Source organism: Acinetobacter lwoffii (genome assembly GCF_024129715.1).
Classification (GTDB): domain Bacteria; phylum Pseudomonadota; class Gammaproteobacteria; order Pseudomonadales; family Moraxellaceae; genus Acinetobacter; species Acinetobacter lwoffii_U.
This window is the reverse complement of record NZ_JAMXXM010000001.1, coordinates 194,081-211,429: the sequence shown is the minus strand read 5'-3', so window position 1 is coordinate 211,429 and position 17,349 is coordinate 194,081. Positions and strand designations below refer to the sequence as shown.

Here is a 17,349-nt window from a genome sequence, read left to right as displayed (position 1 = left end):
GCCAATCAATGAACACTTAAAAATACATTATGGCATCACTTGCACTATAAAAAAGTCCCTGCATCCTCATTGCTAAAAATAGAACATCTCAATAGATGATAGCCTAGATTTTACAGGAAGAATTTTTCTTTTTTTAGTTTTGCTGACGTAGCACCTTAAGCTCGGCTAAACCTGTATAAATATGTTGCTGCAAGCTGTATCGAAATGCAATTAGCTCTTCTTGAGTCTGGACCCGAGCAATCGATTGTCGTGGCATAAACTGAAAATAAAATGGCAGGCGTTTTGGGAATAATCGTTTAGGCAAAGATGGAATCACATCGCCCTGACGTAGTAATTTATTGAGTTGTGGTACTTTGAGAAGTTTTTGAAAATATTTATGCTGGATGATCTTATTGGCATCAAAGCCGATCTCATAGACTTCATCCCCACCGAGCGCGGCAAAAGGGACAATATCATAGTTGAATTCCTGAGCTAGCTTTAAAAATCCGTAACGTTGCTTCCAGATCAGTTGATACTGTTCACCCTGACGTTTAAGTACTTCGCGACCGCCTCCCGGAAACACCAGAATGGAGTAGCCCTGCTGCATCACAGCACGTACATAATGCTGGATGCCATCGACTGCCCCAAACTTTTTCACGGCTTCACGCCATAGCGGTACATAAAAATGGCTATGATCTGCAATACTGACCACAGCCACCTTATGTTCGTTATAGAGATAATCAATCAGCATCGGCGAATCAAAGATGCCGTACATGGAATGATTACCGACATACATTGCAGGCCGACTGGCATCAATATATTCTGCCCCTAAAAAGGTAGGGGTAAAATATAATTTGGATAAGGCACTTAAGCGTCTAATCCATTGCCCATCATGTTTGACCTGCAAGCTGTTTGCTCCCTATTGACTCCGGATTATGCCACGCGCTTTTGGACCAGAATCGAACCTACCGAATAACCCGCACCAAATGAACACAACACGCCGTACTCACCATCTTCAACTTCATGTGCAGTACGGTGTAAGGCGATGATCACCCCAGCAGAAGAGGTGTTGGCAAACTCATTCAGAATGATCGGTACCAGACCAGGTTTGGCATTTTCTTTACCAACGACCAGTTTCAGGATCAGTTCATTCATGCTGGCATTGGCCTGGTGCAACCAGAAGCGTTTAACACCTGTCGGCTCAATCTGGTTCTTCTCCAGTTGCGCAGTAATCATTTTCGCAACCAGTGGACAGACTTCTTTAAATACCTTACGACCATCCTGACGGAAACGCTTGTCATCAATATCAGCATTTTCAGACATGTTCAGGAAACCGAAGTTATTGCGGATGTTATTCGAGAACTGGGTAAACAACTCAGAATCCAGAATTTCAAAACCGGTTTTGCTGTCGGTATTTTCAATAATTGAAGCGGTTGCCACATCACCAAAAATAAAGTGACAATCACGTGAACGGAAATCGGTATGTGCAGAAGTAATTTCCACATTCACCAATAACACACGACGCGCGCCAGCTTTGATCGCATCATAAGCCTGTTTCAGACCAAATGTTGCTGCAGAACACGCCACGTTCATGTCATAGGCATAGCCTTTGATACCTAGAGCGGTTTGAATCTCGATGGCGACAGCAGGATAAGCACGTTGCAAATTCGAGCATGACAAGATCACGATATCAATATCTTCGGCAGTCACACCGGCATTTTCCATCGCCTGCTTGGCTGCGATTACGCCCCATTCTGCTTGCAGTGAAATTTCATCATCTGCACGTTCACGTAAATTTGGACGTAAGCGTTTTGGATCAAGAATACCTGATTTTTCTACGACATAACGGCGTTGTACGCCAGATGCTTTTTCAATAAAGTCTGCGCTAGAACCACGACGCGCTTCAACTTCGCCTGCAGCGATTTTGTCAGCATTTTCGTGATTAAACAGTTCCACATAAGCATTTAAACTTTCAACTAATTCTTCATTGGTGATGACATTTTCCGGATGGAATAAGCCCGTACCCGTAATGCGGATGCCCATGTAAAATTCCTTATCTGAATTACCTATATCTTAACTGATTCCAAGACGATCCCATACTTTTTGCAAGCGAGTTGGAGACACGGGTGCTTTTGTTTTCATCGGTTGTGAAAACAATGAGATTCTTAACTCCTCGACCATGAAATACAATTCTTTCAGGCGAGCGTCATCTTTAAACTTGAATAATTTTTCCATCCATTGATCAATTTGGTCAATGGCGGAATTGTCCCTTTGTAGATTATTGGGCAAGCGCTCTAAACGCAAGATCAAGGCTTTCAAATAACGTGGAAATTCGCTCCATACATCGGAAGGTTTACGATACACAAAGTCAGAAAGGCTCATTAAATCAAGCTGATCTTCAATATCATTCATATTTTTTTCAAACACAGAATGGTCTAAAACCAATAATTTCCGGCGGATTTCCTGCCACTGGATATAAATATCCGTGATTTCTTTCAGGGCAACCTGGCCATAAGTCAGGAAAGATTTTTTTACATCTTCAACCAGCTTTTGGAACTCTTGCGCATTGACAGGTAGCTCATTAATAGACATATGTAGTGTGGCATAAACTAACATTTGTTCCAGTTGCGCTTTATCACCAAGTGGCGAATAAGCCAGCGCCAAAGGTTTGGAAATCTGTTTTTTCAACTGGCGGGTCAAGTCTCCGAGTTGCATATGCACCAGTCGGATCACCCCTTCACGATGTTTTTTAACCGCTTCAGCCTGATCATTAAAAGTCTGAATCACCACACCAGATTCATCTTTCTGCTCCAGCGCAGCGAAGGCTTTGGTCGGAACCAGCGCCTGATACTGCTTGACCACGACACCGGTGACTTTTTGCGATGCTTCAAATACAAAGCTTTCCGGGAAGGTTTTAAATTCACCTTTAAGCTGTTTGACCGGACTATGCGTTTCAGTCCGGCAGCGCGCTTTCAGCTCAGCAAGATCACGCCCCTGTTCAATAACACGACCTTTTTCATCAGTAACTTTGATAAATGGCAACAGATATTGATCGACCCGGTCAAAACTGAAATCTTTCTCAGTGATTTGATCGCCCCGCAACTGGAATGCCAAGAAACTAAAAATATGTTTCTGTAAATCCTGCGCATCTACTTTTGCCATGAGTTTTCGTGCAGTATCCGGAATCGGCACCAGATTACGGCGCTTATCCTTCGGCAAAGCTTTTAGCAATGCTTCAATCAGATCCAGACGCCATCCCGGAATTCCCCATGACCAGATACCTTCATCGACCTGTGCCAAGGCTTGCAATGGAATTTTAACTGTCGCGCCATCTTCATCATGACTCGGGTCAAAACGATAGGTTGCAGCCAGACGCAGGCTACCATTCTGCAAATAGTCCGGGAATTGTTGTGTGGTTGGACGATCATTTAGCCACAGCGCATCGTCATCAACAAATAAATAACGCGGATTCTGCGGCTCTACTGTGGCACGCCAGTCTTCAAAAGTACGACGGCTGGCCACTTCAGGCGGCACTTTGGAGGCATAGAACTGGTAAATGGTTTCTTCATCAACCACCAGATCACGACGACGCAGCTTGTCTTCTACTCGCTCGACTTCTTCCAGTTTAAGTAGATTATGCTTTAAAAATGGCGGAGTAATCCCTAGATGACCGGTAGTTAATGCATCCCGCAAGAAAATTTCATGCGCAGCCGCCTGATCAACTTTTTCATAATTGATTGGGCGTTTCGGCTCAATAATCAGACCAAATAATGAAATCTGGTCATAGGCATTCACTACCCCAGCTTTTTTCGACCAGTGCGGTTCAAAATAATGATGCTTGAGCAAGTCACGCGCCGCCAGCAGAATCCATTCCGGTTCAATCTTGGCCAGGGTACGTAAATACACCTGGGAGGTCTCGACCATTTCAAAGGCCATCACCCACGGCGTATTGGTCTTGTGCAAGGTAGAAGCCGGGAAAATCCGTGCTTTTTGCTGACGCACTGCCATAAAGACATTACGCTCATCGGTCTTGTTGGCGATAAACGATAACAGGCCGGTCAACAAGGCACGGTGCAGATTTTCATAACTGGCTTTCTTTTCATTAAATGACAGTTTTAAACCCTTAGCCAAATCCACCAGTTGCTCATGAGTTTTCTTCCATTCACGCAGACGCAGCCAGCTCAAGAAGTGATTGCGCGCAAAAGTACGACGCTTATTTTCACTCATGCTGTCGCGGTTATTATGCAGCGTCTCCCAGAGCTTGATATAGAACAGGAAATCAGAATCGGCTTCACGGAATAGTGCATGTTTCTGATCAGCCTGCATCTGCTTGTCCGCCGGACGCTCACGCGGGTCCTGAACTGCAAGTGCTGCCACAATGACCAGCACTTCATTCAATACCCCAAAATGTGCACCACCAAGAATCATACGGGCCAGACGTGGATCGATCGGCATTTTCGCCATTTGTTGACCAATCTTGGTTAATCCACCTTGCGTTTCCCCTTTTTTAAAGGAGGAAGGAGTTGCTGACTGCTTTTCATCACTAACTTGAGGGGAGTTTTTCTCAGCCATTGCACCCAGTTCAATGAGGAGCTTACGGCCATCATTCACCAGACGGTGATCTGGCGGTTCGATAAAATCGAAGTCTTCCAGTGAACCCAAACCTAGACTTTGCATCTGCAAAATGACGGATGCCAGGTTAGTTCGCTTGATTTCCGGTTCGGTAAATTCAGGACGGCTGAGGAAGTCTTCTTCAGAATACAGACGAATACAGACACCCGGTGCAATACGGCCACAGCGGCCTTTACGCTGATTGGCTGCTGCCTGAGAAACGGCTTCAATCGGCAGGCGCTGCACCCGTGAACGATAGTTATAACGTGAAATACGGGCAAAACCACTATCAATCACATACCGGATATTTGGAACGGTTAGAGCCGTTTCTGCTACGTTGGTGGCAATAATAATACGTCGCCCACCACCAGAAGGATTAAAGATTTTCTGTTGTTCGGCTAGCGCCAGACGCGCATATAAAGTTAATACTTCCGTATGTCGTGGCCCGTGTTTGATCAAGGTTTCCTGTAGTTCGCGAATTTCCTGTTCCGTACTGGCAAAAATCAGGATATCAGCATGTTCGGGATGACCTTTTTCCTGTGCATCCTGAAAGCATTCTTCAACTGCTTTGACTACGGCACGTGGCAGGTTTTCTTCAAAATCATCAAACTCGTCATCATCACTACCGCCAATGCTCATTTCCGAGATCGGGCGATAACGTAGCTCAACTGGGAAGCTGCGGCCTTCTACTTCAAAAATTGGCGCCCCATTAAAGTAACTGCTAAAACGTTTTACATCCAGGGTTGCAGAAGTAATGATGACTTTCAGATCGGGACGACGTGGCAACAGCTGCTTCAGATAACCCATAATGAAGTCGATATTCAGTGAGCGTTCATGCGCTTCATCAATAATAATCGTGTCATATTTGGTCAGGTAACGGTCATGCGTCAGTTCGGCAAGTAAAATACCATCAGTCATCAAACGCACAATTGAATCTTGTGAACCCTGTTCAGTGAAACGGACTTTAAAGGAAATTGATTCACCGAGTTTTTCGCCAACTTCTTCGGCAATACGCTGTGATACGCTGCGGGCTGCCAGTCGACGCGGCTGGGTATGTCCGATCATTCCGGTCAGGCCACGTCCAGCCAGCATAGCAATTTGCGGTAACTGGGTGGTTTTACCAGAACCGGTTTCACCAGCTACAATAATAACCTGATGCTTTTGAATCGCGGTAATCAGCTTGTCAGCATACTGGGTTACCGGCAGATCCTGATTTAGCTTGATGTTCGGAAGACGCTCAAGCCGTTGCCGTACTTTCAGATTGGATTTTTCAAATAATTCCTGATACTGCTTGGCATCTGCGTCTTTCCCTTTTTTCAGTCGATTTAAACGGTGACGGTCACGCGCCATTATCCATTGATCTACATTTAAATGACTCTGCACAGAGAAAACACCCACATCAAAAAACCGGAAAGGTTTATTTTACTTGGTTCATTAGATTTCAGATAGTCGTAGTTCTGTTAAGTGCCGGACAAATTGGCTTTGATCGCCTGATTTCCCTCAATTCAGCGCCATAAACCTGTCAAAATATCTATGACACGCTTGAATCTTCCTGAGTAGATTTAATCATCAGTTTAAGTTTCGAATTAATATTTAAATTATTTTGCGGAAATCATGCTTTTTTCCGAATCGCCCCTTGAATTTTTTCGTTTCAACATCATGTTTGCTAGCACGAGGAAAAAGAGATAATTTTGTCATCAGGCCATCATCTTGATGCTGCTCAATGAACAAAGCGATTTTGCCGAAGTGGCGCGTTTTTACTTAATTCGGTTTTTCCGATGTTTGTAATGTAAAAATACCATTTTAGCATCAACCAAAATTTCGATACTCTTATTCAAAATCAAAGACTACCTCAATCATGGAGACAATGATGAGCTTAATTAATACTGAAGTTAAACCATTTAAAGCAACTGCATTCCAAAACGGCAAATTCATTGAAGTTACTGAAGCTGACCTGAAAGGCAAATGGTCTGTTGTATTCTTCTACCCAGCTGACTTCACTTTCGTTTGCCCGACTGAACTTGGTGACCTTGCTGACAACTACGCTGAATTCCAAAAACTAGGCGTTGAAATCTACTCAGTTTCTACTGACACGCATTTCACTCACAAAGCTTGGCACGATTCTTCAGAAGAAATCAAAAAAATCCAGTATGTAATGGTTGGTGATGCAAACTGGACTCTTGCTAAAAACTTTGACGTATTAATCGAAGCTGACGGCCTTGCTGATCGTGGTACTTTCGTGATCGATCCAGAAGGTAAAATCCAAATCGTTGAAATCAACGCTGGTGGTATCGGCCGTGACGCTCAAGAACTTCTTCGTAAAGTTAAAGCAGCTCAGTATGTACACGCTCACCCAGGCGAAGTTTGCCCAGCTAAATGGAAAGAAGGCGATGCAACTCTTGCTCCTTCAATCGACCTAGTGGGTAAAATCTAATTTTAATTAGATTGAACTGATTCAAAAAAACCACGCTTTTTAGCGTGGTTTTTTATGGTTTGAACTTTTATGTCAGTGCAATACTGGATTTTATTTTTTTAAATTATTTTGTTAGGACTTTAAATATTGCAGTCCTATTTCTTTCTTGATCCATCATATAAAAATTCAGGCATATCTTTTGCTTCGCTTTCTCATAATCCTTACCGATTCTTACAATTGAGCTATACATCTGCAGAGCCATATGGCATAAGTTCAAATGATAAGATAAGAAATATTCAGTGGAGGAACGCATATGCAAAAACTGCTTACCGTGATTTCTTGGAAATACAATCCCTCAAGCCGCCACCTGAAAATTGTATACAGTAATGGTCATGCCGAGCTGTATCATCCCGTACCTGAATTTATTTATGACAACTTACTAAGACGCCAAGACAAAGCTGCATTCGTAGAAAAGTATCTCGAATATAATTTACATTTTAATAAAATTTGCATGGATTAAAGCGAATCCATTTAACGAAATCCCACCATCAGCAAACCTGCGCCTATGGGTACAGTACTCATGATAAAACGTGGGTCTTGCTGAATTAAGGCAATAAACTCTTCGACTTCTGCTGCATGTGAAATGACATTATCAACTACCAGTAACCCGCCCTTTGCTTTAAGTAATCGACTCAAATGTGGCCAGTAACTGACATAAGCATCTCGTTCAGCATCTAACAGGATAAAATCAAATATTTCCTGTTCTTCCTTCAGATAAACTTGTGCATCAATCACTTTAAAATTGATTAAATCTGCAAGATCTATTTCTGTCGCATATTGCTTTGCCTGAATAACCCGTTCTGCATCAACTTCAAGTGTTGTAATCATGGCTTGAGTCTGCCGAGCCGCTTCTGCCAGCCATAAAGTGGAATAACCAGTAGAAGTCCCAATTTCCAGAATACTTTTCGATTGTTGCGCACGAATCAGCATAGATAAAAATCGACCGGATTCTGGTTCTATATTGCGATATCGGTGCAGGCGATCTGCCTGCTTAAGATCATGCCTATGAAACTTTTCATATAATTCCTGCATGAATCTTTCAAATTCATCTGACTTTTGCATCACTCTTCCCTGAGTCTGTTGGGCTTAAAGTGCCTGAATCAATTTAAAACGCTCTACTTCACGATCATCGTTAGTGGTAATGGTTTCAGTGAACATCGTTAAAGGACGTACCCAAATTGAATAATCACCGTAGAGACATTGATAAACCACTAGCTTTTCTTCAGTTTCACTGTGCGTGGCGACATTAAACACCTGATAAAGCTGTCCCTTATAATGTTGATAAATACCGCGTTGTAATTCCATCATTCGAGTCTCAAATATCTTGTTTTAATCTTAGCTGAAAATCCTTATTCTTGCTCTAAACTACTTGAAAATTAATCTTTCGCCCCCATATAGAACTTTGAAATTAATGATGAATTTTTTAATAAATCTGTAAATCCGATCAATAAAATAAAAACAAACTGTTTTACCTATTTATTCAATTCATTTAATATCCTGTTATCAAATAAACATTTACTCCTTTGGAGACGTTAGCAATGTTAGACCAAAATACTTCAGCTCAACTTAAAACCCTATTAGAACGTTTGGAAGGCCCGATTGAACTGGTCGCGACTTTAGACGGCTCTGACAAGTCAGCCAAAATCCAGGAACTGGTGTCCGAAGTGGCTGCACTGTCTGACTTAGTCACTGCACGCTTTGACGGCACCAACAAACGTACGCCAAGTTTCGGGATTGCCAAACAAGGTGAGGAACCGCGTGTGTTCTTTGCAGGCTTGCCAATGGGCCATGAGTTCACCTCACTGATCCTGGCATTGTTGCAAACCTCAGGTTATGCACCGAAAGTTTCAGATGAAGTTCTGGCGAATATCAAGAGCCTGGGTGTTCAATCTAATTTCGATGTATTTGTGTCTTTAAGCTGTCATAACTGTCCGGATGTGGTTCAGGCACTCAACCTGATTGCCATCTATAACCCGGGTACTACTGCCACCATGATTGATGGGGCTTTCTTCCAGGACGAAGTAGAAGAACGCAAAATCATGGCGGTTCCGATGGTGTTCCAGGATAACCAGCATATCGGTCAGGGTCGTATGACACTGGAAGAAATCATTGCCAAGCTGGATAGCAATGCCGCTGCCAAAGATGCTGAAAAGCTGAATACCAAAGACGCCTTTGATGTCCTGGTGATCGGTGGTGGACCTGCAGGCAATACTTCAGCCATCTATGCAGCGCGTAAAGGCATTAAAACCGGGATCGTGGCTGAACGCATGGGCGGTCAGGTCATGGATACCATGGACATTGAAAACTTTACGTCTGTACAGAAAACCCAAGGTCCGAAGTTTGCAGCAGAGATGGAAGCCCACGTGCGTGAATACGGGGTCGACATCATGAACTTGCAACGTGTCTCTAACATCAAAGGGGCAGACGAAACGGCCAATGGTCTGGTGGAAGTGACTTTAGAGAATGGTGCCAAACTGGAATCTAAAACCGTGATTCTGTCGACCGGCGCACGCTGGAGAGAGATGAACGTTCCAGGTGAGCAGGAATACAAAACTCGTGGTGTAGCCTACTGTCCGCACTGTGATGGCCCACTGTTTAAGGGTAAACGTGTCGCCGTGATTGGCGGTGGTAACTCGGGGGTGGAAGCTGCGATCGACCTGGCAGGGATTGTAGAGCATGTAACTTTGGTGGAATTTGATACCAAATTGCGTGCGGATCAGGTGCTGCAAGACAAACTGAACAGCTTGCCGAACACTACGGTGATCAAGAATGCCTTGTCGACTGAAGTACTGGGTGACGGTGCACAAGTGACTGCACTGAAATACAAAGACCGTGCTACGGATGAAGAGCATACAGTTGAACTTGCAGGGATCTTCGTGCAGATCGGTTTGTTGCCAAACACGGATTTCCTGAAAGAAACAGCTGTTGAGCTAACTAACCGTGGCGAGATTGTGATTAACGACCGCAACGAAACCAATGTGAAAGGTGTATTTGCAGCGGGTGACTGTACCACAGTGCCGTACAAGCAGATCATCATTGCCACCGGTGAAGGTGCCAAGGCGTCATTGTCTGCTTTTGATTACATCATCCGTTCAGTACAGTAAGTTTTAGACTAGCTCAAATAAAGCCCGCTTGATGCGGGCTTTATTTTTAATTAATTTTGTCATTAACTTTTTTAGATTCAACTATATTTTTCAAATAATGAATCGTTTGATCATTTTCTTGATACGATCTTAGTCATGTAATTAATTTTTATCCTATATAGATACTATGTAATTGTCGGCAATCTCGTCTTGCCAGCCCAGAAAAGCTCTCCTATGATAGAGCGACAAATCATCTTTCATGATCGAAGAATAAAAAGGATAACATCCTGGGAGAAGAACAATGCAGTATCAATATCATTGTGCCTGCTGTGAAAAAGTAGTCGACTCTACAGAAAAATCATGCTCAAGCTGCGGCTCACATCATATTCGCAGCCCTTTTGGTTTTTGGGTTTTGTGTCTAGTAGCCTGCCTCGTTACAGCAATTGTGTTTAAAGTGGTGCATTTGTATGTACAGTCACAACAAGAAATTCCAGTACAACACTCTCTACTCGACGTTTTAAAAGAAGAAGATAAAAGACTTCGCTAATTTCATTCATCTCACAACAAAGACCTGTTGGTTCAAACAGGTCTTTTTATTACTCTTGAATAATTCAAATAGCTATGCGGAAAATAGCCTCATCAAATCCAGATTTGATTTACAATAGTTGTGGATTTGAATGAGAGATGTGCCATGGTTCTGTTAATTAAAAAAGGTGGATTACGCGAACGTGCCAACCGTAGCCGTAGCTATCAAGGCTCTGAAAATACTGAAACCATCTTAAAGCCTAATCGTTATCAAACGGCTGTTAAAACACCAGACAATTTAGCCTCTCCTGCCCCGACCTCACCAATATCTCCAGCATTAAATGAAGATATACCCCTTAATTCATCAGAATAAGTGCGTCATACCATAACCACAATGCAAATAGTAGAAATAGTCCGCCTGAAATCATATCAATATAACTCCCCGAACGCTGGTACAAGGTTTTAATTTTTGGTTGGGAAATCAACAGCATCAATAGAGCAAAGGTGATAAAGGTCTGCAAGGGAATAATCACCGCTAACTGTATTTTCAAATAATCTGAAGCAGATGAACTCAAGGCGAGTGAAAATACGCTACTAAAATAGATCAGTGTTTTTGGATTAGAAAGATTGGTCCATAAGCCCAACATAAAATAGTTTTTAGCTTGCACCTGTCCATTTGTATCATCGTCGGTCTGATGTCTATTTTTAAAGCTATGTACACCACCCTTTAACATGGCCCACCCCATCTTCGTCAGGAACATGCCACCGAGCACCATCAATACCTGTTGAATCCATGGAAACTGGTCAATTAACACGGTAAAACCCGCAAGTGTCAGTATTACCCAAACCACGATACCGGCAGAGATCCCGGCAATAACTTTCAGGGCATTCTGGCGTGTGGTAGATGCGGCACTTTTGGCAATGAGCAAAATATCGGGACCGGGACTGAGTTGAGCAACAAAATGCAGGAGACAGATCGTAAAAAGCAGAGACATTAAAATAAGGTAAATTTATAAAAATATATTATAACGTTTGTTCAAAGAGATTAGAAAGCTCCAATAAAAAACCGAATCATCAGATTCGGCTTAAATAGAATTTTTTAAATAAAACATTTATTTTGGATTGATATCTTTCATTTCAATTTTTTTCGCCTCAGGTCTCACTTCACGTGCTTCACCATCAATAATGGTGGAATCACCGCGACCTGATTGCTGATTTTGCATATCCTGCATTTGACGCATCATCTCGGCAAATGGGTTCTGGCCTTGTGCCCCACCCATATCGCCCATCATGCCACCCATCATTTTTTCCATCATGAGTTGCTGACGTTTCATCATCGCTTTCATTATAGCAGCCTTAAAAACCTGCTGAACCGCTGGAATGAGCATCAATACTGCCAATACGTCGGTAATCAATCCAGGAATAAGCAGAAAGAAACCTGCCAGAATTTTAGGTAAATTTCCTGTTAATGCAGGATCTGCACTTATCTGTCCCATCTGCATTTGCTGCATTTGTGGCATTACACCGGCCGAGTATTTACGGATCAGATTCATACCAATAAAAAATGCGGCCACAAACCAGAAAAATACGTACCACATGCTCCCGACGAGGTCACCCACGCCAATCCAGACAAATACTTCTAGGATTAAGCCTGCAAGGATAATAAGAAATAATTTCATGAAAATTAATCTAATCTCAGTAAAATAAATAATAGGATGCTGGAATCAACTGCTTCATCAGGATCAAGCTTTTTTGATACGCTTATGTAACAATATGGGCATTATTCTATTTTTAAAGTGCGGGCATGTCATTAATTATTGGGATTGACCCCGGTTCTCGTTTAACCGGTTACGGAATTATCGAAAAAGACGGCTCCAAACTGACTTTTGTTGATGCCGGCACCATCAGAACAGAAACGACAGAAATGCCTGAACGTTTAAAACGGATCTTTGCCGGCGTGGAGCGCATTGTAAAATTTTATGGTCCCACTGAAGCTGCGGTAGAACAGGTCTTTATGGCACAAAATCCGGATTCTGCCTTAAAACTCGGTCAGGCCCGTGGTGCTGCTGTTGCGGCACTGGTCAATCTGGATTTGAAAGTCGCTGAATATACTGCGCGCCAGATCAAGCAGTCGGTAGTGGGTTATGGCGCTGCGGATAAAGAACAGGTGCAGATGATGGTAATGAATATTCTAAAACTCAGCATCAAACCGCAGCAGGATGCCGCCGATGCTTTAGCTGCTGCTATTTGTCATGCCCACGCCTCAGGCAGTATGAGTAAAATGGCGGTATTGAATGCGTTGGGTGGTATGGCACGCGGCCGGAGTCGCGTCAGTAGCCGTCGTCGATAAGGTTTAACGCAATATTATAAAGTCTTGAGCATCTAGCTCAGATTCCAGATACTCTTGAATAACCGCTTGTACGATTGCACGAGCAGGCCCTTTCCAACTTCGTGTAATCATTTCCTGAAGTTGGGAGTCTGTTCCAGCAATAACGGCCTCCACCTCACCTGTGCTCAAGTTCCGTACATATCCTTTCAGTCCAAGCGCCTGAGCCTGCTCGGCAAACCAGTAACGGTATCCGACTCCTTGAACTTGGCCTGAAATATTCAGTTTGATGACTGGCACACTATTCTCCTTAGCGATTCACGGCCTGATAAATCGCATGTTTCATATCCTGTGCCTGCAAGCCACGTTCGCCATTTTTGGCCAGTTCATCACCTGCAAGTGCATGCAGCGTCACAATTTCATGCAAATAAATTTTTTGCGCAAATTGCGCCTTTAGACTGGCAATCATGCCGGCCAGCACATCCCCCATTCCGCCAGTTCCCATACCGGCATTCCCGGCATTGCAGATGTAAAGCCTTTCTTCCAGAATCAGGCTGCCTGAACCTTTTAGCACCCACTGTCCCTGATATTTTTGTTGCAGGGCATGAATGGCTGCAATCCGATCCATTTCAACTTCCGCAGTGCTACATGCTAGCAAAGTTGCAGCTTCTCCTGGATGTGGTGTGGCATAAGTCTGGGAATTCAAAACTTGAGGCTGCTTGGCCAGAAACCATAAGGCATCCGCATCCAAAACAACCTCCAGATCAGATTGCTGAGTCAGCTCAAACCAAGCTGTATATTGTTGCTCTGACCAAGAATCACGACCTAATCCCATGCCAAAACAGACTGCATCGACCTGCTGAATCAGTGCTTGGCGTTGCTCCTGAGTTAAAAGATTGATATCACGCAGCATGATATTCGGTGCACGTGACAAAATCGCAGTATGGTGTTTTGCATCACAGACGATCGTCACTTTACCTGCTCCGGCAGCAAATGCTGCCTCTGCTGCCATGATCACTGCCCCCCCCATATCGGCATGACCACCTACAACCAAGACATGACCATAACTGCCTTTATGACCAAAGGCTTCACGCTTCGGCAATTGAATCTGATGTGATGAAAGACAAGCAATTGGTTGAAGCTCAGTATCTGTCGGGATAGCAGAAATCAGTTCGATCTTGCCCGCATATTCTTTGCCTTGTCCGGTAAACAGTCCTGCCTTAAGCCCTAAACCCGTGAAAGTGTAGTCAGCTTTAATCGCAACAGGCAAAGGCTGGCCGGTATTGGCATCCAATCCACTCGGAATATCAATTGAGATTTTTAATCCAGTTTGCTGATTGATCGTTTGAATAACATTTTGCCAGTCAAAGTCCAGCTGACGGTTCAGACCAATTCCGAATAATGCATCGATATAGACCTCACATTCAGATTGAAAATCAAAATGCGAATAAGGCTGCAAGCCAGCTTGCTGAGCTTCCTGCACAGCCGATGCTAAATCTTTGGAATTACCCAACTCAACTGCATAAATATCAACACTGAAGCCCGCCTGTTTGAGATATTTGGCCACAAGATAGCCATCGCCGGCATTATTACCCTGACCACAGCAGACCGCGATTTTTTTTATTTTTTGCTGGGAAAATAAAGTGATCAGCCGCTGACTAATCCCCCAGGCGACTTGTTGCATTAAACCGTAGGAACTATTTTGCTGTTGAAACCAGCGCTGCTCCCATGCTTGTAGATCACGGCTATGGTAAACTTGTTGCTGCATTTCTTATTCCCTGTCTTTGGTTTATGGCAACTCCCGATTCTCAAGCGCAAATTAAAGTTTATCAACAAGATCCAGCCGAGCTAAAAGCATGGATTAAAGCGCAGGCTTTAGAATTGGGTTTTTCTGATTGTGTCATTGCCAAACCAGATGCTCAAGCAGAATTAGCACGCTTACAGGAATATCTGGATCGTGGTTATCATGGTGACATGAAGTTTCTGGAAGAGAATCTGGAAAAACGTGCCAATCCTGCTTTACTGGTTCCCGGCACACGCAGCATTATCTGTGTGCGTATGGATTATCTGGTCGAGGCACCACAACCACGTTATATCCCTTATGCACCCAACTCTGCCATTATCGCGCGTTATGCCCGTGGCCGGGATTATCATAAGACTATGCGTGGTCGTCTGAAAACCCTGGCGACAAAAATCCGAGAAAAAGTCGGAGATTTTGAATCACGCCCATTTGCCGATTCTGCGCCAATTTTTGAAAAATCGCTGGCTGAAAGTGCCGGTATGGGCTGGACAGGCAAACATACCTTGCTGATTCATAAAACATCAGGCTCATTCTTTGTTTTGGGTGAACTGTTTACTTCACTGGAACTGCCTTTTGATGAACCTGCGACGAAACATTGTGGCTCCTGTACTGCCTGTATCGACATCTGTCCGACTCAAGCCATTGTAGAACCGTACATGCTGGATGCACGACGCTGTATCGCCTATCTGACCATCGAATATAAAGGCATCATTCCAGAAGATTTACGACGCGGAATTGGTAACCGGGTTTTTGGTTGTGATGACTGCCAGCTAATTTGTCCTTGGAACAGTTTTGCCCAAGTCACCTCGGTAGAGGATTTTCATCCGCGACATGGTCTGGATCAGGTGAGTTTACTGGATTTATGGCAATGGGATGAAGCGACCTTTTTAAGTGCCACTGAAGGCAGCCCAATGCGTCGTACCGGTTATCAAAGCTTTATGCGCAATATCGCCATTGGTTTGGGCAATGCGCCCCTTGATGGGCAAATTATTCAGGCACTCCAGCAACAGCGTGATCAGCATGATGAAATTGTGCAGGTACATATCGATTGGGCGATTCAAGAACAACTGGCAAAATCCAGCTAATTTTCTATCACTATTAAAATATATTTCAACTTTACCTAGATTCACAGTTTCACTTAAAAGCCTTACACACCCTCGTTTCAGACTATGGCATAAATGAAAGAAGTGGAGGAAAGATGATGTCATCAAAAAATCCAAATCAAGAACTGTTGGAGCAGCTTCAACATGACCAGCAGAAGCAACAACAGCAGCAGCCGCAACATGGCCCGATTAACTCCCCAAAAAACAATCAGCATGAACAGGATGAACGAGTGCTGAACAAGCAGCATCGTGACGATCTGCAAAATCAGAATATTCATGGTGGTCATCGTGAATAAAAATTTGCAGGATTGAATATAATGACAAAGTCCACCCCGTGTGGGCTTTGTTATTTAATATAAGGTCATATTTTGCTAGTGAAGCAAAAGCTTATTTTTATTAAGATGAACTGAATGATAAATAAGCATAGACAGGGAAAGAGATGAACAGTAGTGATGCGGTACGTAATGATTGGTCACGTGAAGAAATACAAGCTCTATATCAACAGCCTTTAATGGATTTAGTGTTCCAAGCGCAACAGGTTCATCGTGAACATTTCACTGCGAATACCGTTCAGGTCAGTACCCTGCTCTCGATTAAAACAGGTAAATGCCCTGAAGACTGTAAATACTGCTCACAATCAGCGCATTATGATTCCAAACTGGAAGCTGAAAAACGCATTGCGGTCGATAAAGTGATTCAGGAAGCCAAACAGGCGCTAGCATCAGGAAGTTCACGTTTCTGTATGGGGGCTGCATGGCGCAACCCACATGAACGCGATATGCCTTATGTGCTGGAAATGGTGCGTGAAGTCAAAGCACTAGGTCTGGAAACCTGCATGACACTGGGGATGCTAAATGGATCGCAAGCTGAACGCTTGAAAGATGCGGGACTGGATTATTACAACCATAATCTGGATACTTCTCGTGAATACTATTCACATATCATCAGCACGCGTAGCTTTGATGATCGTCTGGATACTCTGGATCATGTACGTCAGGCTGGCATGAAAGTCTGTAGTGGCGGTATTGTGGGTCTGGGCGAAAGCCGTGATGACCGGATTGGTTTGTTATATGAACTTGCAACTCTGGCAATTCATCCTGAATCCGTGCCGATTAATATGTTGGTACCGATTGAAGGTACACCGATGGCAGATGTAGAAAAACTGGATGTGATTGAGTGGATTCGTACCATTGCAGTAGCACGGTTGCTGATGCCAAAAAGTTATATTCGCCTTTCTGCCGGCCGTGAATCCTTAAGCGATTCGGATCAAGCGCTAGCATTTATGGCCGGTGCCAATTCTATTTTCTCTGGCGAAAAACTGCTGACGACTCCCAATACAGCTCAGGGTCGTGATCAGCAACTCTTTGCAAAATTAGGTTTAGTTGCAGAACAGCAAAAACCGAGTGTTCGCAGCTTGGCTACAGATGCAATGGCAAGCTAATCACTAT

At 43.6% G+C, this 17,349-nt stretch carries 18 protein-coding genes; 9 read left to right on the top strand and 9 right to left on the bottom strand.

The features are described 5' to 3' along the window. Positions 1-133 precede the first annotated feature (133 nt). From NI462_RS01050 to hrpA, 3 genes are read right to left on the bottom strand one after another with little or no spacing between them, the layout of a single operon-like run. Positions 134-886, bottom strand: coding sequence for a 1-acyl-sn-glycerol-3-phosphate acyltransferase (locus tag NI462_RS01050; RefSeq protein WP_253158753.1), 753 nt, complete (start codon positions 884-886; stop codon positions 134-136). Positions 887-912: 26 nt separating this feature from the next. Further along, complete coding sequence (locus NI462_RS01045; protein ID WP_253158751.1) at positions 913-2,022, bottom strand: beta-ketoacyl-ACP synthase III; 1,110 nt, start codon at positions 2,020-2,022, stop codon at positions 913-915. Between the two features lie 30 nt (positions 2,023-2,052). Next, the gene (gene hrpA / locus NI462_RS01040) at positions 2,053-5,973 is read right to left on the bottom strand and encodes an ATP-dependent RNA helicase HrpA (RefSeq protein ID WP_253158750.1); all 3,921 of its coding nucleotides are present in this window, start codon (positions 5,971-5,973) and stop codon (positions 2,053-2,055) included. A gap of 487 nt (positions 5,974-6,460) precedes the next feature. Between hrpA and ahpC the strand changes: the two genes are divergently transcribed. Continuing rightward, positions 6,461-7,024: an alkyl hydroperoxide reductase subunit C gene (gene ahpC, locus NI462_RS01035; protein ID WP_004278916.1), complete on the top strand. Its 564-nt coding sequence runs from the start codon at positions 6,461-6,463 to the stop codon at positions 7,022-7,024. A 292-nt stretch (positions 7,025-7,316) separates the two neighbouring features. Continuing rightward, complete coding sequence (locus NI462_RS01030; RefSeq protein ID WP_004645498.1) at positions 7,317-7,523, top strand: KTSC domain-containing protein; 207 nt, start codon at positions 7,317-7,319, stop codon at positions 7,521-7,523. Between the two features lie 11 nt (positions 7,524-7,534). On the opposite strand, the gene NI462_RS01025 is transcribed toward NI462_RS01030, so the two are convergent. Together NI462_RS01025 and NI462_RS01020 are read right to left on the bottom strand one after the other, a co-directional pair. Further along, positions 7,535-8,125, bottom strand: coding sequence for an O-methyltransferase (locus NI462_RS01025; protein ID WP_253158747.1), 591 nt, complete (start codon positions 8,123-8,125; stop codon positions 7,535-7,537). Between the two features lie 24 nt (positions 8,126-8,149). Beyond that, positions 8,150-8,368 carry a DUF1653 domain-containing protein gene (locus NI462_RS01020; protein WP_016806821.1) on the bottom strand — a complete coding sequence of 73 codons (219 nt, stop codon included), beginning with the start codon at positions 8,366-8,368 and terminating at the stop codon, positions 8,150-8,152. Between the two features lie 233 nt (positions 8,369-8,601). On the opposite strand from NI462_RS01020, the gene ahpF reads away from it, so the two are divergent. From ahpF to NI462_RS01005, 3 genes are all read left to right on the top strand, one after another. After that, the gene (gene ahpF, locus NI462_RS01015; RefSeq protein ID WP_253158745.1) at positions 8,602-10,167 is read left to right on the top strand and encodes an alkyl hydroperoxide reductase subunit F; all 1,566 of its coding nucleotides are present in this window, start codon (positions 8,602-8,604) and stop codon (positions 10,165-10,167) included. A 280-nt stretch (positions 10,168-10,447) separates the two neighbouring features. After that, the gene (locus tag NI462_RS01010; RefSeq protein ID WP_243474588.1) at positions 10,448-10,693 is read left to right on the top strand and encodes a hypothetical protein; all 246 of its coding nucleotides are present in this window, start codon (positions 10,448-10,450) and stop codon (positions 10,691-10,693) included. Positions 10,694-10,837: 144 nt separating this feature from the next. Further along, positions 10,838-11,044 (top strand): hypothetical protein, encoded by a 207-nt coding sequence (locus NI462_RS01005; RefSeq protein ID WP_243474589.1) that lies wholly within the window; start codon positions 10,838-10,840, stop codon positions 11,042-11,044. Here NI462_RS01005 and NI462_RS01000 read toward each other — a convergent pair. Together NI462_RS01000 and NI462_RS00995 are read right to left on the bottom strand one after the other, a co-directional pair. Continuing rightward, complete coding sequence (locus tag NI462_RS01000) at positions 11,028-11,666, bottom strand: LysE family transporter (RefSeq protein ID WP_243474590.1); 639 nt, start codon at positions 11,664-11,666, stop codon at positions 11,028-11,030. The two genes, NI462_RS01005 and NI462_RS01000, sit on opposite strands and share 17 nt — an antisense overlap. A 117-nt stretch (positions 11,667-11,783) precedes the next feature. Further along, positions 11,784-12,350 carry an FxsA family protein gene (locus NI462_RS00995; protein ID WP_191113032.1) on the bottom strand — a complete coding sequence of 189 codons (567 nt, stop codon included), beginning with the start codon at positions 12,348-12,350 and terminating at the stop codon, positions 11,784-11,786. A 125-nt stretch (positions 12,351-12,475) separates the two neighbouring features. Here NI462_RS00995 and ruvC point away from each other — a divergent pair, with 125 nt between their 5' ends. Beyond that, a complete protein-coding gene (gene ruvC, locus NI462_RS00990) occupies positions 12,476-13,021 on the top strand; it encodes a crossover junction endodeoxyribonuclease RuvC (RefSeq protein ID WP_004278925.1) in 546 nt (181 codons plus the stop codon). A gap of 3 nt (positions 13,022-13,024) precedes the next feature. Here ruvC and NI462_RS00985 read toward each other — a convergent pair whose 3' ends face one another. Next, complete coding sequence (locus tag NI462_RS00985) at positions 13,025-13,297, bottom strand: acylphosphatase (protein WP_253158743.1); 273 nt, start codon at positions 13,295-13,297, stop codon at positions 13,025-13,027. Positions 13,298-13,307: 10 nt separating this feature from the next. Then, positions 13,308-14,765 (bottom strand): NAD(P)H-hydrate dehydratase, encoded by a 1,458-nt coding sequence (locus NI462_RS00980; RefSeq protein WP_243474592.1) that lies wholly within the window; start codon positions 14,763-14,765, stop codon positions 13,308-13,310. A 23-nt stretch (positions 14,766-14,788) separates the two neighbouring features. Between NI462_RS00980 and queG the strand changes: the two genes are divergently transcribed. The 3 genes from queG to bioB all read left to right on the top strand — a co-directional run bounded on the left by queG (position 14,789) and on the right by bioB (position 17,342). After that, positions 14,789-15,883, top strand: a complete 1,095-nt coding sequence (gene queG, locus NI462_RS00975; protein ID WP_253158863.1) for a tRNA epoxyqueuosine(34) reductase QueG — start codon at positions 14,789-14,791, stop codon at positions 15,881-15,883. A gap of 113 nt (positions 15,884-15,996) precedes the next feature. Continuing rightward, positions 15,997-16,197 (top strand): hypothetical protein, encoded by a 201-nt coding sequence (locus NI462_RS00970; protein ID WP_085064553.1) that lies wholly within the window; start codon positions 15,997-15,999, stop codon positions 16,195-16,197. Positions 16,198-16,340: 143 nt separating this feature from the next. Next, positions 16,341-17,342, top strand: a complete 1,002-nt coding sequence (bioB, locus tag NI462_RS00965) for a biotin synthase BioB (protein ID WP_253158741.1) — start codon at positions 16,341-16,343, stop codon at positions 17,340-17,342. The last annotated feature ends 7 nt before the right edge of the window (positions 17,343-17,349 follow it).